The 19813-nt window shown below is 59.8% G+C and carries 16 protein-coding genes; 3 read left to right on the top strand and 13 right to left on the bottom strand.

The window, feature by feature from the left end:
* Positions 1-46: 46 nt before the first annotated feature.
* From BZK31_RS10340 to BZK31_RS10285, 12 genes are all read right to left on the bottom strand, one after another.
* Positions 47-673, bottom strand: coding sequence for a class I SAM-dependent methyltransferase (locus BZK31_RS10340; RefSeq protein WP_083182572.1), 627 nt, complete (start codon positions 671-673; stop codon positions 47-49).
* A 45-nt stretch (positions 674-718) separates the two neighbouring features.
* Positions 719-1363 carry a methionine ABC transporter permease gene (locus BZK31_RS10335; protein ID WP_083182571.1) on the bottom strand — a complete coding sequence of 215 codons (645 nt, stop codon included), beginning with the start codon at positions 1361-1363 and terminating at the stop codon, positions 719-721.
* On the bottom strand, positions 1353-2483 hold the full coding sequence (locus BZK31_RS10330) for a methionine ABC transporter ATP-binding protein (protein ID WP_083182570.1): 1131 nt from the start codon (positions 2481-2483) through the stop codon (positions 1353-1355). The genes BZK31_RS10335 and BZK31_RS10330 overlap by 11 nt, the downstream gene beginning before the upstream one ends.
* A complete protein-coding gene (locus tag BZK31_RS10325) occupies positions 2480-3268 on the bottom strand; it encodes a MetQ/NlpA family ABC transporter substrate-binding protein (protein ID WP_083182569.1) in 789 nt (262 codons plus the stop codon). Before BZK31_RS10325 ends, BZK31_RS10330 begins: the two co-directional genes overlap by 4 nt.
* Positions 3269-3554: 286 nt before the next feature.
* Positions 3555-4916 carry an LLM class flavin-dependent oxidoreductase gene (locus tag BZK31_RS10320; RefSeq protein WP_083182568.1) on the bottom strand — a complete coding sequence of 454 codons (1362 nt, stop codon included), beginning with the start codon at positions 4914-4916 and terminating at the stop codon, positions 3555-3557.
* Positions 4916-6121, bottom strand: a complete 1206-nt coding sequence (locus BZK31_RS10315; protein ID WP_083182567.1) for an SfnB family sulfur acquisition oxidoreductase — start codon at positions 6119-6121, stop codon at positions 4916-4918. Before BZK31_RS10315 ends, BZK31_RS10320 begins: the two co-directional genes overlap by 1 nt.
* A 25-nt stretch (positions 6122-6146) precedes the next feature.
* Complete coding sequence (locus BZK31_RS10310) at positions 6147-7319, bottom strand: SfnB family sulfur acquisition oxidoreductase (RefSeq protein WP_415639638.1); 1173 nt, start codon at positions 7317-7319, stop codon at positions 6147-6149.
* A 432-nt stretch (positions 7320-7751) separates the two neighbouring features.
* Positions 7752-8477 carry a hypothetical protein gene (locus BZK31_RS10305; RefSeq protein WP_083182566.1) on the bottom strand — a complete coding sequence of 242 codons (726 nt, stop codon included), beginning with the start codon at positions 8475-8477 and terminating at the stop codon, positions 7752-7754.
* A gap of 575 nt (positions 8478-9052) precedes the next feature.
* Positions 9053-9796 carry an L-cystine ABC transporter ATP-binding protein TcyN gene (tcyN, locus tag BZK31_RS10300; protein WP_083182565.1) on the bottom strand — a complete coding sequence of 248 codons (744 nt, stop codon included), beginning with the start codon at positions 9794-9796 and terminating at the stop codon, positions 9053-9055.
* A 3-nt stretch (positions 9797-9799) separates the two neighbouring features.
* Positions 9800-10468: a cystine ABC transporter permease gene (gene tcyL, locus BZK31_RS10295; RefSeq protein WP_083182564.1), complete on the bottom strand. Its 669-nt coding sequence runs from the start codon at positions 10466-10468 to the stop codon at positions 9800-9802.
* Complete coding sequence (tcyJ, locus tag BZK31_RS10290; protein WP_083182563.1) at positions 10465-11262, bottom strand: cystine ABC transporter substrate-binding protein; 798 nt, start codon at positions 11260-11262, stop codon at positions 10465-10467. The genes tcyL and tcyJ overlap by 4 nt, the downstream gene beginning before the upstream one ends.
* A 209-nt stretch (positions 11263-11471) precedes the next feature.
* The gene (locus BZK31_RS10285) at positions 11472-12470 is read right to left on the bottom strand and encodes a D-cysteine desulfhydrase (RefSeq protein ID WP_083182562.1); all 999 of its coding nucleotides are present in this window, start codon (positions 12468-12470) and stop codon (positions 11472-11474) included.
* 198 nt (positions 12471-12668) lie between these two features.
* Between BZK31_RS10285 and epsC the strand changes: the two genes are divergently transcribed.
* Together epsC and betT are read left to right on the top strand one after the other, a co-directional pair.
* The gene (gene epsC / locus BZK31_RS10280; protein ID WP_083182561.1) at positions 12669-13622 is read left to right on the top strand and encodes a serine O-acetyltransferase EpsC; all 954 of its coding nucleotides are present in this window, start codon (positions 12669-12671) and stop codon (positions 13620-13622) included.
* A 612-nt stretch (positions 13623-14234) separates the two neighbouring features.
* A complete protein-coding gene (betT, locus tag BZK31_RS10275) occupies positions 14235-16190 on the top strand; it encodes a choline transporter BetT (RefSeq protein WP_167377915.1) in 1956 nt (651 codons plus the stop codon).
* 70 nt (positions 16191-16260) lie between these two features.
* Here the strand turns inward: betT and BZK31_RS10270 are convergent, their stop codons facing one another.
* Positions 16261-17307, bottom strand: a complete 1047-nt coding sequence (locus BZK31_RS10270) for a LacI family DNA-binding transcriptional regulator (RefSeq protein WP_083182559.1) — start codon at positions 17305-17307, stop codon at positions 16261-16263.
* A 218-nt stretch (positions 17308-17525) separates the two neighbouring features.
* Between BZK31_RS10270 and BZK31_RS10265 the strand changes: the two genes are divergently transcribed.
* Positions 17526-19793: a TonB-dependent receptor gene (locus BZK31_RS10265; RefSeq protein WP_083182585.1), complete on the top strand. Its 2268-nt coding sequence runs from the start codon at positions 17526-17528 to the stop codon at positions 19791-19793.
* The last annotated feature ends 20 nt before the right edge of the window (positions 19794-19813 follow it).

Raw genomic sequence — 19813 nt, 5'->3', positions numbered from 1 at the left:
GCGGACGAGTCCGCTCCCACATACCTGACTTGACCTGTGGAAGGGGTTATACCTTGCGCCAGACGCTGGCCAGCCAAGGCTGTTGCTCTCGCGGCAGTCCGGCAGGGCGGTAGTAGTGTTCAAGTTCGGCGAACCCGGCCTCTGTCAGCAAGGCGCGCCAGTTCTCCAGATCGTGATACGAGCCGTAGCGCTCGCCATTCCAGCCTTCCTGATTCTGCCCGCGCGGGTTGGAGCTGAACAGCACGCCACCCGGCTTGAGCGTGGCGTGCAGTTGGCGTAGCACGCGGGGCAATTCCTGACGAGGCACATGAAACAACACGGCGTTGGCGAAAATGCCGTCGAAGCGGCCCTCAGGCAGGTTTAGCTTCAGGAAGTTCTGCTGCAACACCTCGCAGCCCGTCTCGGCGCGCGCCATGTCGGCGAAGCGCTCGGAACCGTCCAGGCCGACCGCGATGTGGCCCATCGCGGTGAACGTTTTCAGATCACGACCCGGCCCGCAGCCGAAATCCAGAATCTGCCACGGCGTCGGCCCATCGATGTGTCGCAACAGCGCGTCGATGTTCTGGCTGACGTCATGGTCCCGCGTGCCTTCGCGAAAGTCGTCGGCGACGCGGTTGTAATGCTCGACGGTGGTCGTGGTGATCTGGGCGAGGGTCTGTGGATCGAGTTTCATCAAAGGCGTTCCGGTTCGGGAAGGCCGCCAATATACCCCGGTCCGTCAACGCTTGTTGAAGCTGCGCGCCAATCGGTCGCCGCCCAGTTGCACGAACGCCACCACCGCAACCAGCAACACGATCACCGTCAGCATCACTTGCGTGTCGAAACGCTGATAGCCATAGCGATAGGCGATGTCACCCAGACCGCCTGCACCAATCGCTCCAGCCATCGCTGAGGAGTTGATCATGGTCACCAGAGTAATGGTGAAACCACCGATGATCCCCGGCCGCGCTTCGGGCAGCAACACATGCCAGATGATGTGCCAGCGGCGGCAGCCCATTGCCTGCGCCGCTTCGATCAGGCCGTGATCGACCTCGCGCAGGCTGACCTCGGCTATGCGCGCAAAGAACGGCGTCGCGGCGATGGTCAGCGGCACGACGGCGGCCCAAACGCCGTAGGTGGTGCCGACGATCAGCCGGGTGAAGGGAATCAGCGCCACCATCAGAATCAAGAACGGGATCGAGCGGAACAGGTTCACGAACGCGCCCAGGACCCGATTGACTGCGGGGGCTTCATAGATCCCGCCTTTGGAACTGGTGACCAGAATCACCGCCAGCGGAATGCCCAGCAGCAGCGCGATCAGCGAAGACACGCCCACCATCAGGAACGTATCGAGGGTGCCTTGCAGCAAACGATCAAACCACATAACCCAATACCTCCACACGTGGTGCCTGTCTGCGTGCCCGCGCCAACAGTTCTTCCCGGTTGTACGGTGAACCCTCGACCGACAGAATCAGGCGCCCGATGGGCCGGTCCTGAATGCGCTCGACACCGCCCTGCAGCAACTGCACCTTGCCGCCCAATGCAACGAACAGCGCCGCCAGATCAGGCTCTTGTTCGCTGACACCAGTGAATTGCACATCCAGCAACACGGCGGCCTCGGGCGCCTGCGGTTCGTCGGTCAGACGCTCGGCCCATGCTTTCGGCAGCCCGAGTTGCAGCGGTGCGAGCAACGTTTTGCTGACATCGTGCTGCGGGTCGCCGAACACCTGCCAGACCTGACCCTGTTCGACGACCTGGCCTTTTTCCAGCACCACAACGCGGTGGCAGATATCGCGGATGACAGCCATTTCGTGCGTGATCAGCACGATGGTCAGGCCCAGGCGCTGATTGATCTCGCGCAGCAGGCCAAGAATCGACTGGGTGGTTTCCGGGTCCAGCGCCGAGGTGGCTTCGTCGCACAGCAGGATCGCCGGGTCGTGCACCAAAGCGCGCGCGATGCCCACCCGCTGTTTCTGCCCGCCGGACAACTGCGCCGGATAAGCCTTGTGTTTATCCTGCAGACCGACCAGCTCCAGCAGTTGCGCCACCTTGCGCTGGCGCTGTTCCTTGGGCACGCCGGCGACCTTGAGTGGCAACTCAACGTTCTGCCACACGGTCTTGGCCGACATCAGGTTGAAGTGCTGGAAGATCATGCCGATGCGGCGGCGCAATTCCACCATCTTGTCTTCGTTGAAGTCGCCAATGTCTACCTGGTCGATCAGTACCCGGCCGCTGCTGGGTTGTTCGAGGCGATTGATGGTGCGGATCAGCGACGACTTGCCCGCGCCGCTGCGACCGATGATGCCGAAGATCTCGCCGCGCTGGATCGCCAGATCGATATTGCCCAGCGCTTCGACCGGGCCTTGTCGGCCCTGATAAGTCTTGCCCAGGTTGATGAAGCGCACATGGGCGTTGTTCAGGTCCGGGTGCAGTTCGGTCTGTTGCGCTGAAGACCTCGCGTCTGGTGTCTCCAATGGACGCTGACGTTGCGCGGTCGCGGTCATTCTTTCCACCCCACCTGGTAGAGCTTGCCGTTGACCTTGTCCAGCGCGGCGCGAACTACCGGTGAGTGCTGATAGATATCGACGAACTTCGCCAGGCGCGGATCATCCTTGCGCTCGGGCTTGATCACGAACTGGATGACGTATTCCGGGTGATCCATGCCATCGAACAGAATCGCCGAGTCGGCCGGGAAGGTTTTGGCCAGACGAATGTAGGCCGGGTAACCCTGCACCAGATCGGCGTCGTCGTAGGCGCGCACCAATTGCACGGCCTCGACCTGAAGGATCTTGAGTTTTTTCGGGTTGGCAGTGATGTCGTCTTCGGTCGCTTTGTAGCCGACGCCTTGCTTGAGGGTGATCAGCCCGGCCTTGGCCAGCAATTGCAGGCCGCGTCCGCTGTTGATCGGGTCGTTGGCGATCGCCACGGTCGCGCCTTCAGGAAGCTCGTCGAAGCTTTTGTACTTTTTCGAATATAACCCGACGTTGTTGATGATCCCCGGTGCGTAAGGTACCAGGCCGAAACCGGCGGCTTCGTTGGCGTTGGTCAGGAACGGGATGTGCTGGAAGTAGTTAACGTCGATATCGCCCGCCGCGAGGGTAACGTTGGGCGCGATCCAGTCGGTGAATTCGACCAGCTCGACCTTCAGGCCCTGCTTGTCGGCTTCTTCCACCGCGGCCTCAAGCGGAATGGCGAAAGCTGCGGTGGTGCCGACCTTCAGCGGCGCGTCGGCGGCGTGGGCGGTCAGGGTCAACAGGCCAAAGGCCAAGGCTGCAAGGGTGTTGGTCATGGTGCATTCCGTTGAGGTGACTGGTTATCGGAGCTGATCAAAGCCCTGTGGGAAAACCGTATTGATCGTTCCCGGGCTTCGCGTGGCCACGCCGCTGCGCATACGCTGTGTCCAGGGCTGTGGCGCTGTCATGAGGTCTTCGCGGACGAGTCCGCTCCAACGGGGGACGCGATAGTGAGTGGGGATTTGTCCGCGAAGACGTTGAATCGGACGCAGGATCTGGGTCGGATGTACCGGCCTCGTTGCGAGCAGGCTCGTTCCCACGGATTTTGCGTGTGCAGTTTGTTCATGATCTGTGCCGATACCCGGCGCCTGCATGGTGCGGCGGCAGGCGGTCGGTTCCTTGGGGAAACAGCTTCTTGCGCAGGCTGCCGTCTTCATACGCGGTCTTGTATGAGCCCCGACGCTGCAGCTCGGGGATGACCAGTTCGATGAAGTCCTCGTAACTTTCCGGGGTGACGATGCGGGTCAGGTTGAAGCCGTCCAGACCGGTCTCCTCGATCCATGATTCCAGCTCGTCGGCGATCTGTTCCGGGGAGCCGATTACCGTGATATAGCGGCCACCCAGCGCATGCTGATCGAGCAATTTCTGGCGGGTCCAGTCGTTGTTCTTCAGGTTTTTGGTCGCGGACTGAATGGCGTTGTTCTTCACGTACTGAATCGGCTCGTCCAGTCCGTATTGCGCAAAATCAATCCCGGTGGACGCCGCAAAGTGCGCCACGCCCGCTTCGGCGCTGGCATGGCGACGGTATTCGGCGTGCTTCTCCCAGGCCTGCGCTTCGGTGGCCGCAACGATTACGTTCAGCCCCATAAATACCTTGATGTCGTTCGGGTTGCGCCCGGCCTGCACGGCGCTGGCGCGTACCTTGTCCACCTGCTCGCGGGTCGAGGCTTTGTTCTGGCCGCTGATGAACACGCACTCGGCGTTCTGCCCGGCGAACTGCAGGCCACGCTCCGAACTGCCCGCCTGGAACAGCACTGGCGTGCGTTGTGGCGAGGGCTCGCACAAGTGATAACCCGCCACCTGATAGAACTCGCCTTCGTGCCGAATCTTGTGCACCTTGCCCGGCTGGGCATAGACACGCTGCTCGCGATCATTGAGCACCGCATCGTCTTCCCAGCTGCCTTCCCAGAGTTTGTAGAGCACCTCCAGGTACTCGTCGGCCTGGTCGTAGCGTCGGTCATGCTCCACCTGCTCACGCAGGCCCATAGCCCGCGCGGCGCTGTCGAGATAACCGGTCACGATGTTCCAGCCGACCCGGCCACGGCTCAGGTGATCGAGCGTCGACATGCGCCGGGCGAACAGGTAAGGCGCGTCGTAAGTCAGGTTGGCGGTCAGGCCGAAGCCCAGATGTTTCGTGACGCCAGCCATGGCCGACACCAGCAGCAGTGGGTCGTTGACCGGCAACTGGATGGCTTCCTTGAGCGTGACGTCCACCGAATTCTGGTAGATGTCGTATACGCCCACGATGTCGGCGATGAACAGTCCGTCGAACAGTCCGCGCTCCAGCAGTTTCGCCAGATCGGTCCAGTATTCCAGGCTGTTGAACTGTGTGGACGTGTCACGCGGGTGCGTCCACAAGCCATGATTGATGTGGCCGATGCAGTTCATGTTGAAGGCGTTGAGCAGGATCTTTTTGCGCGCCATCAGATCGTCCCCCGCAGAGGAGGATTGGTGTCGTTGAGGTAGTAATTGCCGATGGCGTGAAACTTCCAGCGCACCGGGTCGTGCAGCGTGTGCACGCGGGCGTTGCGCCAGTGCCGATCCAGGCCGTGTTCGGCAAGCGTCGATTGGCTGCCGGCCAGTTCGAACAGCGTGCTGCCCGCCGCCAGGGAAATCTCGGTACTGATGGCGCGTGCTTCGGCCACGGCGATGGACGCGGCGGCCACCGTGTCGGCGTTGCTGTCAGCCTGGGCGATGTCCAGGTACTCACCGGCCCGTTCCAGCAAAGCTTCAGCGGCGTGCAGGCGAATGCCGAGTTTGCCGAAACTGTGCAGGGTCAGTGGATCATCCACGGCCTTCTCGACGCCTGAATCTATCCACGGCCGGGTGCGCGTGCGCACGAACGTCAGCGCGTCTTCGAACGCGGCGCGGGCGATGCCGGTGTCGATGGCAGCATGGAGAATCTGCGCCAGCGGGCCGACCGTGGTCGGACGCTCGAATGCGCTCTGGAAAGGCACCACATCGTCTGGGTTGACGTACACATTGTTGAATACCACCGAGCCGCTGCCCGTGGTGCGCTGGCCGAAGCCGCTCCAGTCATCGATCACGGTCAGGCCGTCGCTGTCGTGCGGCACGAACGCCAATTGCTGAATGCCATCGTCATCGATCACCGAGGTCGGAATGCGTTGCGCATACAGCGCACCGGTGGCGTAAAACTTGCGGCCGTTGATGCAATAACCGTCACCTTCACGCTTTAGGCGCGTCGTGCGGTCGTGTGCCGTCCTGGTGCCCAACTCCGCCAGTGCGTTGCCGAAGCGCTGACCCGCCAGCGCTTCGGCGAACAAGCGCTTTTGCTGCTGCGGGCTGCCGTTCACGCGCAGCACTTCAAGGGCATAGAAATGGTTTTGCGGAATCTGCCCCAACGAGCCATCGGCTTCGGAGATCAATGCAATGACCCGGGCCAGGGTCACCGATGAAACACCCGCGCCGCCAAAGGCTTTAGGCACGCTGATGCCCCAGAGACCTGATTGACTGAACAGCTCCAGTTCAGTGTGGGGCAAGCGTCGCTCGCGGTCGCGCACAGCGCTGTCGGTCTTGAAATGGTCGGCCAGTTCGCGGGCAATGTGCAGGGCCTGGGCGTCACTGCTGATCAGCGCCGCGTAGTCGCGAGCCTGTGGATTGAAACTCATGAAAGGTGTGCTCCAGTGGTCTGGTTCAGATCCAGGAATGGCGGGCGGGCGGGGTGCCGTTCAAATGCCAGGTGCCGACGGCGTGATATTTCCAGCGTACCGGGTCGTGGAGGGTGTGGACCCGTGCGTTGCGCCAGTGCCGATCGAGATTGAATTCGGCCAGGGTTGCGCGGCTGCCCGCCAGCTCGAACAGCTTTTCGCTGGCCTGCAGCGAGATTTCGGTGGTCAGTGCCTTGGCGCGTGCCACCGCGATGGACGCAAGGGCGGCCGAGTACTCATCGACAGGCGCGGCGCTGACCTCGTCCAGCACCTGACCGGCCTTGCGCAGCAGCGCCTCAGCCGCATGCAGTTCAAGTTTCAGCTTGCCGATGTCGGCGATCACATACAGATCGTCGCTGGCGCGTTCGACCTTGGCATCGATCCACGGCCTTGAGCGATCCCGAACAAAGGCAATCGCGTCGTCGATGGCCCCGCGGGCGATTCCTGCATCGATGGCCGCCTGAATCAGTTGCGAGACGGCGCCCTGAATGTTGGGGCTTAACGACAGACGCCAGTTATCGACCACGTGCCCGGCGTCTATCGGCACGTTATCGAGCAATACCGTGCCGCTGGCTGTCGTGCGCTGGCCAAAACCTGACCAGTCATCGACGATGCGCAGCCCCGGTGTACCGCGTTTGACGAACGCCATGACCTGGCGGCCTTCATCGTCCAGCGCCTTGACGGCCACCCAGTGTGCGAACAGTGCACCTGTGGAGTAAAACTTCTGGCCGCTGATGACGAAACGGTCACCATCGGCAGTGATCCGCGCCTTGAGTTCCAGAGTGTTTTTGGTGCCGCGCTCAGGCCCGGCATTGCCGATGCGCCAGCCGTCCAGCACGCTCTGGAACAGAGTTCTCTTCTGCTGCTCGGTGGCGGTGCCTTGCAGCAGATGCAGAATGCCGAACTGGTTCTGCGGAATTTGCCCAAGGGCGGGATCGGCCGCCGAGATGATCCGGAACACTTCGGAGACGGTGACGAACGAGACCTGCGGACCGCCGTACGCGCGCGGAATGGAAATGCTGCCCAGCCCGGAGCGGGTGAACTGTTCGATTTCCGACCAGGGCAACAGCCGCTCCCGATCACGGCGGGACGCCTGCGAACGGGCGGTGGCGGCAAGTTCATGGGCGGCTGCGATCGCCTCGGCGTCATTGCGCAGCACAGTAGCGGGCAGCAGATGAGGGGCGACGTCCGGCTCTTGTGGAGCCTTGATCGCCCTGGTGTTATCCACAGGGGTGGTTGTGAAGGTGACCATCGAAACCTCGTAGCGGTAGACCGCATGCACTGCGGCTGAAAACATCACGATGTCCGGTGGTCCGGTGCATATACCCTAAGCTTGTATAAAAAAATTTAAAACGTTCTTTTTGGAATAAGCATAGATTGGCATTGCCGGGTCGCGGTGCGCTTGCGCTTTTTCATTCTGATCACGTATCAAACCTTTAGTTGACCTGATACTGCATGTAAACCGCTCAAGATCATTTCCCTGTGAACGGAATAAAACTTTATTCGTTCAAACGGTGTTAATTAATTATGTAAGTGGCTAATAAAGTGTCAGTGGGGCGTTCGGGCCTTATAGGTTGCTCTTTTCGAACGTTCAACGCGGCGCTTCGTTCAACGTAGGTATCACTATGTCGCGCGGTGGTGCCCACGAAGAGTTATTCCCCACTCTGTCGATAATGCAATACGTCACCTCAAGTTGCTGATCACCGGCCTCCCTGATCAACGCCGCAGGCACGACCAGGTCAATGGGCTCGCCGATGTCGTCCTGGGTCAGAGGCGGCAGGTCCATGCGCAGATCGCCCAGGCGCACGGTGATTTCATCATGAACGGCCATGTTCAGATACGGCTCGATCGCCATTGGCAATCCGCTGTCCAGATGCCTTCGGGTCAAGCCGCGACGCAGAACCGAAGGTGCGACATAAAGCGGTGCCAGGCCTTGATTTTCTTCGGCGTTGGGGCTGAGCAGTCGTCCGCCGGGCATTTCCAGTTTCACCCATAGCTTGCGACAGGCCGACGTGATCGGCATACCTCCTACTTTCATGACCCGGTAATAGGTGCGCGCCTTACCACTCTTTAGAAAGCTTTCCGGCACACGTAGGACGATAGTTGCACTCACGTCGGACGTGGTTAGAATTTTTGACGCTACGTAACAGCCGTCCCAGAACAGTTCGATCAGGTCGCCTTCGTCCATGCCGTCATAGGGATCGATGTGAACCGCGAGGCTGGAGGCGGCCCTGACGCCGATGCCATGTCGGCTGGCCTGCGGTACACAAGGGGCGGACAGCTTTACGGGTGCGTTTTTGCACAGGATCTGGTTCATGTCGGGTACTCCAAAAAATTACGGATTCAAGTAAAAAGTCGTCACAAGTTGTCATGTTCAATTAAAATAGTTTTCAAAACAGGCGGCTTGATAAGTACCGCAAAATTCCAAGGTATGGCAAACATTACAAAGTGTCGAAATAAGAGGCTTGAAAGTTTATCGGCTTGTCGAATGACCTGTTTTAAGCGAGCTAATTAGCTTTGCAGGTGTGTGTCAATATACAACTGCCGTTGAGTAAGAATTTTCTGAAAAATTAGATGCTTCCTACAAAAGATAATCGGAACTGTCTACTTGGCGGGCATCAACTGTCCTACCACAAAAAGTCGATAAGACGGCGCAGCGGCCATTTGAGTTCTCTTCAGGGGAATGGAGATTTCAGAGGGGGGCGCGAGAGGCGCAACACATGCACATCCACATGGCAGAACGTCGTTTATACGCTTTCATGATTTCGATCAGTTGCCAAAAGCCTACTTATGAAAACCAGCGAAGATCTTGATGGGTGAATCTTTTTTGAAATGTAAAAACAAAAAAGGCAGTCACCGAGAGGTGCTGCCTTTTGGAAGTGGACTGTAGGATCAGGCCCGGGTGCGCTCCAGAAATTGCCTGGTTCGCTGGTGTTTCGGGTTGGCGAACAGCTCCTTCGCGTCCCCCTGTTCCACGATCACGCCCTTGTCGATGAAGATCACCCGGTTGGCGACATCACGGGCAAAGCTCATTTCGTGCGTAACGATCACCATGGTCCGATTCTCTTCGGCCAGCGCTCGGATGGTGGTCAGCACCTCGCCCACCAGTTCCGGGTCCAGCGCCGAGGTCGGTTCGTCGAACAGAATGACCTGTGGCTCCATCGCCAGGGCGCGGGCAATCGCCACACGTTGCTGCTGACCACCGGACAGGCGACGCGGATAGGCATTTTCCTTCCCCGCCAGCCCGACCTTGGCCAACAACGAACGACCCAGCGCCATCGCGCTTTCGCGAGCCACCTTCTTGACCACGACTGGCCCTTCGATGACGTTCTCCAGCGCGGTACGATGCGGAAACAGATTGAAGTTCTGGAACACAAACCCGACCTGTTGCCGTAACTGACGAATGAGGCCCTGCTGCTGATTCATGGAACGGGTGCCGTCGATCTTGATGTCACCCACCTGAATGCTGCCGCTGGTGGGGGTTTCCAGCAGATTCAGGCAGCGCAGCAGGGTGGTCTTGCCCGAGCCGCTGGGGCCGATGATGGCCACGACCTCTCCGGCTTCGACACGCAGATCGATGCCTTTGAGCACCTGAGTACCCTTGAATTCCTTGGTGAGTTTTTCAACCACGATCATGCGTCAGGACTCCAGATCATGCCGGTTGACTCTCGCTTCCAGCTTGTTTTGCAGGTGTGAGAGCGCCGTGGCAAGGATCCAGTAGATCAGTGCGGCGGCCAGGTACATGGTGAAAATTTCAAAGGTGCGCGCAGTGATCAATTGCGCCTGGCGGAACAGTTCCGGCACCTGAATGGTGGCGGCCAGTGCCGTGTCCTTGACCAGCGAGATGAAGCTGTTGCCCAGTGGCGGCAAAGCGGTGCGCGCTGCTTGCGGCAGGATCGCCCGGCGCATGGTCTGCCAGCGGGTCATGCCGATGCTGGCGGCCGCTTCCCACTGGCCACGTTCTACCGCGCCAATCGCCGAACGCAGGATTTCACAGGCGTAGGCGGCCATGTTCAGCGAGAAGCCGATCAGCGCTGCGCTCAGTGGCTCCAGCTCAATCCCCAGTTCCGGCAGGCCGTAGTAGATCATGAACAGTTGCACCAACAACGGCGTGCCACGGAAGAACGACACGTAGATGCGGGCAATCCAGCTCAGCAGTTTGAAGCGCGACAGACGCATCAGCGCCAGGCCGAAGCCCAGCACCAATCCGAAGAACATGCCACCGAGGCTGAGAATCACCGTGTAATACGCGCCCTTGAGCAGAAAAGGCGCGGAGTCCAGTGCGAGCTTCAGGCTCTCTTCGATCATTTGGTCACGTCAGCGCTGAAGTACTTCTGCGAGAGCTTGGTCAAAGAGCCGTCTGCACGCATTTCGTTGATTGCCTTGTTGATCGCTTCCAGCAGTTCCGGCTCGCCTTTGCGCAGGGCAATACCCGACTCCTGGCGGGAGAACGGTTCGCCGGCGACGGCCATGGAGTCTCCAGTCTTATTGATCATTTCGAGTGCAGCCAGACGATCAACCAGAATCGCGTCGATGCGGCCTGCCTTCAAGTCCTGGAACTTGGTCGGATCATCGTCGTAGGTTTTGATGACCGCGCCTTTGACGTTTTCCTTGAGCCATTGCTCATAGTTGGTGCCCAGGCCGACGCCGACTTTCTTGCCGGTCAAGTCTGCAGCGGTTTTGATCGTGCCTTCGTTCTCTTTCAGAACCAGCGCCTGAATACCGGACACGGTGTAAGGTTGGGAGAAGTCGTACTTCTTCTTGCGCTCTTCGGAGATCGTGACCTGGTTGATCACCACGTCCAGGCGCCTGGACTCCAGCGCGGCCAGAATGCCGTCCCACTTGGTGGTCTGCAGCTTGGCCTTTACGCCCAGTTTCTGGGCCAGCGCCTCAGAAAGCTCGACTTCGAAACCGGTCAGTTTGCCGTTCTCGTCAACGAAACTGAATGGCGGGTAGGTGCCTTCCAGGCCAACGCTGAGGGTACCGCTATCCTTGATTTTCTGTAGCTGTTCGCCAGCCATGGCTTGTCCAGCGATACCGGTGCCGAGCATCAAGCCCAGCGCCGAAAAAAGAAACGTGCGACGAATAGCGGAAATGTTCATGCGAGCCTCTTGTTGTGTGTAGTGTCGGGCCATTTTTGAGACCCGGCAGACGCGACTTGGTGCAGGAGAATTCATCACTTTTTCAGTGAGATGCCTGGCAAGCGTTAACCAGCCGGGCGCCACTATAAGGCCATAGGGTTATGAACAAAAATAACTAAAACAGCGCTTTAAGTTGTTTTTCGGCATAACTGTGCCCGGCAGCCTAGCGATCAGTTCGAAAACACATTCGGGTAGGCGAACAGTGCCGGCGCGCCACCGGTGTGCAGAAAAATCAACGGGCCATCATTGAAGCGTTGACGGCCTATACCGTCCAGCAGACCTGCCATCGCCTTGCCGGTATACACCGGGTCGAGCAGCAGGCCTTCATGGCCTGCCACGAGTTTAATCGCTGACAGGGTTCCGGCATTCGGTTCCCCGTATCGTGGCGCGAAGTATTCGTCCCACAATTCGACTTTGAAGCCCTGCGGCAAAGGGATTTCCAGCAGCTCTGCGGTGCGCTCGGCCAGGTTCTGCACTTTAGGCAACTGCGCCTCTTCGCTGCGCGAAACGGTGACGCCGATGACGGGTAATTCCGGCATCTCACTGGCCAGCGCCAGCGCGAGACCGCTGTGGGTCCCGGCGCTGCCCGAGGCCAGAACCACGGCAGCGAACTCAATGCCGGTCTGCTTGATTTGCTCGGCCAGCTCCAGCCCGGCGCGTACATAACCCAGCGCGCCCACCGGGCTCGAACCGCCGATGGGCACCAGATAAGGTTTCTTGCCGTTACTGCGCAGGCGAGCTGCCAATGCGTGCAACTGTTCGTCGGCGTTGTCGAGGTTTTCGACCAGCTCCACCTTGGCGTCGAACAGGTCCAGCAACAGGCGATTGCCGTTGTGCAGGTAACTGGCGTCTTCAGTACCGATGGGGTTTTCCAGCAACGCCACGCAGCCAAGACCCAGGCGCGCGGCAAGCGCTGCGGTCTGGCGCACATGATTGGACTGAATCGCGCCAGCCGTAATCAGCGTGTCCGCACCCTGAGCCAGCGCGTCGGCAGCCAGGTATTCCAGCTTGCGCGCCTTGTTGCCGCCCAGCGCCAGTGTCGTGGTGTCATCGCGCTTGACGTAGATGTCACGGCCAGCCCAGATCGACAGGCGGTCGAGCTTTTCCAGCGCCGTGGGGGCGGTGATCAGGTCAAGGCGATTGAAGCGGGCCAGCTGATTTTTGATCATGGTGGTCAATGAGCCGTGTAGAGAGTCAGCGGACTATAGGCAGACGTTTCCTGCACGGCAACCCGTCGGTGTTTATGCTCCACCCAGCCGTTTCGTACAAAAATTGTTATTTTTTCCACTTGAATGTTTGCCGTAGAGTGACAGCAGCAGCGGCCAGCAATGCCGGGTCGCCACCGTTCAGATCAAGGAGAGTTCAGCGTGAGCGACAGTTCAGAAGCATCCGCCGACGGCCGTTCCAGCCATTGGCAGTTGCAGCGTATCGTCAGTCAGCTACGCACGGCGCGTGAGGATTGGCGTGCACGTAACCGGCGAGTGAGTGGTGAACATGGGGGGCGTGAGCTGCCTTCGCGGGCAGCGATGGGCGAGATTCTCGAAGCCTTGAGTGGGGCCCTGTTTCCGATGAGACTCGGTCCCGTGGACCTGCGCGAGGAAAGCGAGGATTTCTATGTCGGTCATACCCTGGACGTGGCGCTCAATGCGCTGTTGGCCCAGGCTCGGCTCGAGCTGCGTTACGTGGCCCATCAGCATGGGCAGGATCTGGCCGGTATCGACGAGCGTGCGCTGCAGTTGATTCAGGATTTCGCCGTCGCCCTGCCAGGTATCCGCCAGTTGCTCGACACCGATGTGCTGGCCGCCTATCACGGCGATCCGGCTGCGCGCAGTGTCGATGAAGTGTTGCTGTGCTATCCCGGCATTCTGGCGGTGATCCACCATCGGCTGGCCCATCACCTCTATCGGGCAGGTCTGCCTTTGCTGGCGCGTATCAGCTCGGAGCTGGCGCACTCGGCGACGGGGATCGACATTCATCCTGGCGCGCAGATCGGCCCGAGCTTCTTCATCGACCATGGCACAGGCGTCGTAATTGGCGAGACGGCCATCATCGGCGAGCGCGTGCGGATCTATCAGGCGGTGACGCTCGGTGCCAAACGTTTCCCGGCAGACGAAGACGGCCAGTTGCAGAAGGGCCATGCACGGCATCCAATCGTGGAAGACGACGTGGTGATCTATGCCGGTGCGACCATTCTGGGGCGCATCACCATCGGCCAGGGCTCGACCATCGGCGGCAACGTCTGGCTGACCCGCAGCGTCCCCGCAGGCTGCAACCTGACCCAGGCCAACCTGCTGCAACAGGATGACGGTACGCAGAAGTAAGTGCCTGAAAGGCCCGTGATCGTCAGTCTCATGAGCAGACTCTAACCGGGCATGAGTGGACTTGTTCTGGAAGGCAGTTTTTAAGGTGCTGCATCCTTGGCCGGATGCACCGGGTTATTCGCGGACAAGTCCGCTCCCATGCAAGGAATCAATGCCACGTGTGGGACTTGTCCGCGAAAGCTTTGTCACTGACGCCAGATTTCCCAACGCCTGCACTGGCCTCTTCGCGGACAAGTCCCACGGTACAGGGCGGGGAACCGCTGACGGGGTGCAGATCAACCTGTGGGAGTGGACTTGTCCACGAAGGCTGATTTCGAGGCGGTGCATCCTCCGCGGTTTAAGGGTATCCAGCTGTTTCCCTGCATGCGGAACGATCCTGTTGAAACGCACGTCATACCCAAGCCTGAGCCAGCAATCACTGGCCCGCGATTCGTCTTCGCGGGCGTTTTCGTGTTTAAATTGAACGTTCATTCAAGTTAAACCGGTGGTTCGCTGCCCGCTCACAACAGGAGGCTAACCCTTGCCGTATGCGTTTTTTGCAGTAGTTTCAATCAGTCCGGAGGCATGCAGTCGATGAGTACTCCGAGTACGCAACCCAGCGGTACGGTCCGCATGAATGCTCCAGTGTTTTACTTCGCTGCGAGCTTTATCCTGATCTTCGGCATCATTGTGATCGCCTTTCCCCAAGCTGCCGGCGCGTGGTTGCTGGCTGCGCAGAACTGGGCGGCCAACACGGTCGGCTGGTACTACATGCTGGTCATGACGCTGTATCTGGTCTTCGTGGTGGTCACCGCCGTATCTGGCTACGGCAAGATCAAGCTCGGTGCCGACCACGACGAGCCCGAGTTCAGTTACCTCTCCTGGGCCGGTATGCTGTTCGCGGCCGGGATCAGTATCACGCTGTTCTTCTTCTGCGTGTCAGAACCCCTGACTCACCTGCTGCAACCCCCGCAGGGCGAGGGCGGTACGACCGAGGCGGCGCGCCAAGGCATGCAATTGCTGTTTCTGCACTGGGGCCTGCATGGCTGGGGTGTATTTGCCTTCGTCGGCATGGCGCTGGCCTATTTCGCCTACCGTCACAACCTGCCGCTGGCCCTGCGTTCGGCGCTGTATCCGCTGATCGGCAAGCGTATCAACGGCCCGATAGGCTATGCGGTCGATGGCTTCGGGATCATTGCGACCATCTTCGGACTGGGTGCAGACATGGGCTTTGGTGTGCTGCACCTGAACTCGGGGCTCGATTACCTGTTCGGCGTTGCGCATACCCACTGGATTCAGGTCGGCCTGATCACGCTGATGATGGGCGCCGCGATTCTCGTCGCCATTGCCGGCGTGGACAAAGGTGTGCGCCTCATGTCCGACATCAACATGCTGCTGGCCTGTGCGCTGCTGCTGTTCGTGCTGTTCGCAGGTCCTACTCAACACCTGCTCAATACGCTGGTGCAGAACATCGGTGACTACCTTGGTGCATTGCCAACCAAGAGTTTCGACGTTTACGCCTACAACGAGCCAAGTGACTGGCTGGGCGGCTGGACGGTGTTCTACTGGGCCTGGTGGATTGCCTGGTCGCCGTTCGTAGGCCTGTTCATCGCGCGTATTTCCCGCGGTCGGACCATCCGTGAATTCGTCTTTGGCGTGCTGCTGATCCCGCTGGGTTTCACCCTGGCCTGGATGTCGATCTTCGGCAACAGCGCGATTGATCAGGTGCTCAACCACGGCATGACCGCGCTGGGGCAGTCGGCCATCGATGACCCGTCGATGACACTTTATCTGCTGCTGGAAACCTATCCGTGGAGCCGGACGGTGATTGCGGTGACGGTGTTCATTAGCTTCGTGTTCTTCGTGACCTCCGCCGACTCGGGCACTGTGGTGCTTTCGACGCTGTCGGCCAAGGGCGGTAACCCGGATGAAGACGGTCCGAAATGGCTGCGCGTGTTCTGGGGTGTGGCCACGGCGCTGATCACCAGCGGGCTGCTGTTCTCGGGCAGTATCGATGCGCTGAAATCGGCGGTGGTGCTGACCTCGCTGCCGTTTTCGCTGATTCTGCTGCTGATGATGTGGGGGCTGCACAAGGCGTTCTCCATTGAATCCCAGCGTCAGATCGCGCAGCTTTACTCGCTGGCGCCGGTTTCCGGTTCGCGACGTGGCGGCTGGCGTCAGCGTCTGAGTCAGGCGGTGCATTACCCGTCGCGAGACGAGGTGTACCGCTTCCTCGACCAGACCGTTCGCCCGGCCATCGAAGAGGTGACGGCCGTGTTCGTCGAGAAGGGTCTGAGCGTGGTCAACGTGCCCGATCCGTCCAACGATTCGGTAACCCTGGAAATCGGCCATGGAGAAGAGCGTCCGTTCATCTATCAGGTGCAGATGAAAGGCTTCTTCACGCCATCGTTCGCGCGTGGCGGCATGGGCTCCAAACAGCTCAACAATCGCCGCTACTACCGCGCCGAGGTTCACTTGAGTGAGGGCAGCCAGGATTACGATCTGGTCGGCTACACCAAGGAACAGGTGATTAACGACGTGCTCGACCAGTACGAGCGCCACATGCAATTCCTGCATTTGGTGCGTTAACCGTCTTCGCGGACAAGTCCGCTCCCACGCAAGGAATCAATGCCACGTGGGACTTGTCCGCGAAAAACTGTCAGGTGCTTTCCCGCTCGATCAGTGCACAGTCGAGCAGGTTCAACCGCTGAATCTTTCCTTCCACCGGCAGTACGCCCAGGCTTTCCAGTACGCGCCTGGCAGCCAGTACGCCTATCTCCAGCGCAGGCGGTTTAATGGTGGTCAGGCTGGGCATCATCATGTGCGCGAACGCGTAATCCCCAAATCCCATCACGGCGCAATCGCCAGGCGTCTGCAGGCCGATGCGTTGGCTGGTCAGCAGTCCACCTGCCGCCAGATTGTCGTTGGCGAAGAAGATGGCATCAGGACGAGGGTGACGGCCCATAAGCGTATCCATCGCCTGCTTGCCCGCTTCAAATGGCGCAAGCCCGGCGTCCGGTACAAATACCCAGGGTTTCAGCCCTAGTGCTTGCAGCGTGGCGACACAGCCGTCGCGGCGCTCCTGTGCGCTGAAGTCCCCGGCAACGCTGTTCTCCACAAACGCAATGCGGCGGTAGCCCTTGTCGTACAGATAGCGTGCCGCCGTGACGCCGACTTCGTAATGAGAAAAGCCGATCTGGATCGGGCTGCGTTCAGGCTGGTGATCCCAGGTTTCGATTACCGGAATATCGGCCTGCTCGATCATCCGCTCCGTGGCTTCACTGTGAAAGCGGCTGGTCAGCACCAGCGCGGCAGGCGACCAGCCCAGAAAGGCGCGCACCGCGCTTTCTTCTTGCTCGACCGAGAAATAACTGGACGCCAGCAGCAGTTGAAAGCCGTGCTGACTCAAGGTGTCACTAAAGCCCTGAATGGTGTTGGCGAAGATCGGCCCGGAGATGTTCGGGATCACCATCGCCACCACTCGACTGCGCGCCGAGGCCAGACCGCCTGCAACCAGATTGGGTACGTAACCCAAGGCAGTGACCGCCGCCGCAATGCGTTCACGCAGTTGCGGCGACACCTGCTCCGGCTGATTGAAATAGCGGGAAACGGTGATCGCCGACACCCCAGCCTGTCGTGCCACGGCGTTGATCGTCACGCGGCCTGCGCCTCGGCGTTTACGTGTCACGGGTGTTTCGTCAGCCATGCTCGTGCGCTTCTTTTAAAATTAAAAAGCATATAAAAGTAATTTTTCAGTATTGGACGATCTATCTATCATTTCCTGATACTGACGATGTTAGCGCTAACAAAGATGGTTTGTCTGCTACTCGCCACCGCGAATGCCCGGACCCGGTTTAGTCGTAATCAAAGGCGTCAGTGCATGGGGCACTGTCGGATCAGGGCATATTTCAGGCAGGCACGCAGATGCACACAACACATGGGGATGGCGTCGGACACACACTTTTGGCGCAGGCCATCGATCAGGCTCACAGAGTGCGGGGCCGCCGTTGTGGCTGGCTGTTGATGGGGCTGGCGGCGTTACCGATTGTCCCGGCGATGGCGGCTGACGAGACGGGCTCTAACGCCGAGACCGCAACACTTGAGTCGGTCACCGTGACGGCTACGCGCCGCGAAGAGTCGCTGCAGAAAGTGCCGGTCGCCGTCTCGGTGATTCAGGGCGAGCAACTGGAGCGTGACAATCGCAATGGTGTTGCCAGTATCGTGCAACAGGTCCCATCGCTGAACTTCAGGACCGGCGCGTCCAACAAGGACACCTCGCTGTTCGTGCGTGGCGTCGGCACCATCTCTACCTCGCCGGGCGTCGAACCGACCGTGGCCACAGTCATCGATGGCGTGGTCTACGCACGTCCCGGCCAGGCCACGCTCGATCTGCTGGATTTGGAGCGCATCGAAGTGCTGCGTGGTCCGCAAGGCACCTTGTTCGGCAAGAACGCCTCGGCCGGTGTGCTCAACGTCACCACCAAAGCGCCGACCGAAGAGACTCACGGCTACATCGACCAGTCGTATTACAGCGGCAACGAAAGCCGCACGCGCTTCGGTATCGGTGGCAGCCTGATCCCGGATACGCTCAAGGGCTCGGTCACTACACTGTTCGGCAGCTACGACGGCAACGTCGACAACAAACTCAATGGCCATGAGGTCAACGGCTATAACCGCAAGGGCGTGCGCGGCAAACTGGAATTTACGCCCAACGACGACATCACCTTCACCCTCGCGGCGGACTACATGCAGTCCCACGATGACGCACCCAACGGCGTGGTGACCAAGGCGCTGACGCCTGCGTTCGCCAGTGCCTTGTCGCCGGTACGCGCCGACAGCGACAACCGCAATGTGATCAGCGATTACCGCAGCCATGTCGAAGACACCAACAAAGGGCTGTCCGGGCAACTGGACTGGCAACTGGGCGATTACACCCTGACCTCGATCACCGCCTGGCGTGGCTGGGACAACACGCAGTATCAGGACGGCGACCGCCTCGGCACGATCACGGCAGCGTTTCCCGGCACCGAAGACAAGGGTGATCTGGAGTTCAACCAGTACTCTCAGGAACTGCGTCTGGCCTCGCCGAAAGGTGAGTTCATCGAATACGTCGGCGGCCTGTTCTACCTGCACGGCAAGAGCGACGAGACGTACCAGCGCACGCTGATCACGCCCACGCGTCGGGATCAGGGCGTTGCCGATTACACCACCACCAACGAAAGCTATTCGGTGTTTGGCGAGACCACGTTCAATTTCACCCCGGATTTCCGCGCGATCGCCGGGCTGCGCTGGACTCACGACGAGTTGGAATACGATCACCGCCGCCTCTCGACTTCTGCCACCACGGTCAGCGGCATTCAGCCGGCGACCAGCAGTTCCGGCTCGGTAGACGAAGAGGGCAAGTCCGGGCGTCTGGGTTTGCAGTACGACCTGAGCGACAGCGTGACCAGCTACATCACCTATTCGCGTGGCTACAAGGGCCCGGCCTACAACGTGTTCTTCAACATGCAGCCGCGTGATACCGAAGCCCTCAAGCCCGAGACGTCCAACACTTGGGAAGTCGGCATCAAGGCCACCACCTGGAACAATCGCCTGACCACCAACCTGGCGGTTTTCCATAGCGACTACGACAACTATCAGGCCAACTTCTTCGACAGCGTTGCCGGGCAGGTCGTGACGCGACTGATCAACGCAGGCAGCGTGAGCACCGAGGGCGTCGAGCTGGATTACGCGCTGCAGGCCACGCGCAATCTGAAGTTCTCCGGTGCGCTGTCCTACACCCGTGCACGCATCGACAGCTTTGCGTGCCCGGCCGGTGCGGCCGCGTCGTGCAACGTCGATGGCAAGACATTGCCGTATAGCCCGGACTGGAAAAGCTACGTGCGCGCCGACTACACCATCCCGCTGGAAAACGGCCTGGATATCGAACTGGGCACCGATTACAGCTGGCAGAGCGAAGTGCAGTACGACATCAGCCAGAACCCTGACACCAAACAGGGTGCCTATGGCATCTGGAACGCGAGCGTAGCGCTGGCGGATTACAACAGCGGTTGGCGTGTGGCGCTGCTGGGCAAGAACCTGGCTGACAAGTCCTACTCACCGATGCTCGCCACCGGCGGCAATTATGTGTATCGCTCGGTGCCGCGTGATGACGAGCGTTATTTCGGTGTGCAGGTACGCAAGGATTTCTAAGCGGGCAACCGCAATGAAAG

Source organism: Pseudomonas floridensis (assembly GCF_002087235.1).
Taxonomy (GTDB): domain Bacteria; phylum Pseudomonadota; class Gammaproteobacteria; order Pseudomonadales; family Pseudomonadaceae; genus Aquipseudomonas; species Aquipseudomonas floridensis.
The sequence above is the reverse complement of the archived record's forward strand: the minus strand, read 5'-3'. Positions and strand labels throughout refer to the sequence as shown.

Bases quoted from the DNA above. Each gene is read 5' to 3' on its own strand.
- BZK31_RS10305 (WP_083182566.1), bottom strand. From the start codon at position 8,477: ATGAACCAGATCCTGTGCAAAAACGCACCCGTAAAGCTGTCCGCCCCT.
- tcyJ (WP_083182563.1), bottom strand. From the start codon at position 11,262: ATGAACATTTCCGCTATTCGTCGCACGTTTCTTTTTTCGGCGCTGGGC.
- BZK31_RS10325 (WP_083182569.1), bottom strand. From the start codon at position 3,268: ATGACCAACACCCTTGCAGCCTTGGCCTTTGGCCTGTTGACCCTGACC.
- BZK31_RS10320 (WP_083182568.1), bottom strand. From the start codon at position 4,916: ATGGCGCGCAAAAAGATCCTGCTCAACGCCTTCAACATGAACTGCATC.
- betT (WP_167377915.1), top strand. From the start codon at position 14,235: ATGAATGCTCCAGTGTTTTACTTCGCTGCGAGCTTTATCCTGATCTTC.
- BZK31_RS10270 (WP_083182559.1), bottom strand. From the start codon at position 17,307: ATGGCTGACGAAACACCCGTGACACGTAAACGCCGAGGCGCAGGCCGC.
- BZK31_RS10330 (WP_083182570.1), bottom strand. From the start codon at position 2,483: ATGACCGCGACCGCGCAACGTCAGCGTCCATTGGAGACACCAGACGCG.
- BZK31_RS10285 (WP_083182562.1), bottom strand. From the start codon at position 12,470: ATGATCAAAAATCAGCTGGCCCGCTTCAATCGCCTTGACCTGATCACC.
- BZK31_RS10265 (WP_083182585.1), top strand. From the start codon at position 17,526: ATGCACACAACACATGGGGATGGCGTCGGACACACACTTTTGGCGCAG.
- tcyN (WP_083182565.1), bottom strand. From the start codon at position 9,796: ATGATCGTGGTTGAAAAACTCACCAAGGAATTCAAGGGTACTCAGGTG.
- BZK31_RS10340 (WP_083182572.1), bottom strand. From the start codon at position 673: ATGAAACTCGATCCACAGACCCTCGCCCAGATCACCACGACCACCGTC.
- BZK31_RS10315 (WP_083182567.1), bottom strand. From the start codon at position 6,121: ATGAGTTTCAATCCACAGGCTCGCGACTACGCGGCGCTGATCAGCAGT.
- tcyL (WP_083182564.1), bottom strand. From the start codon at position 10,468: ATGATCGAAGAGAGCCTGAAGCTCGCACTGGACTCCGCGCCTTTTCTG.
- BZK31_RS10335 (WP_083182571.1), bottom strand. From the start codon at position 1,363: ATGTGGTTTGATCGTTTGCTGCAAGGCACCCTCGATACGTTCCTGATG.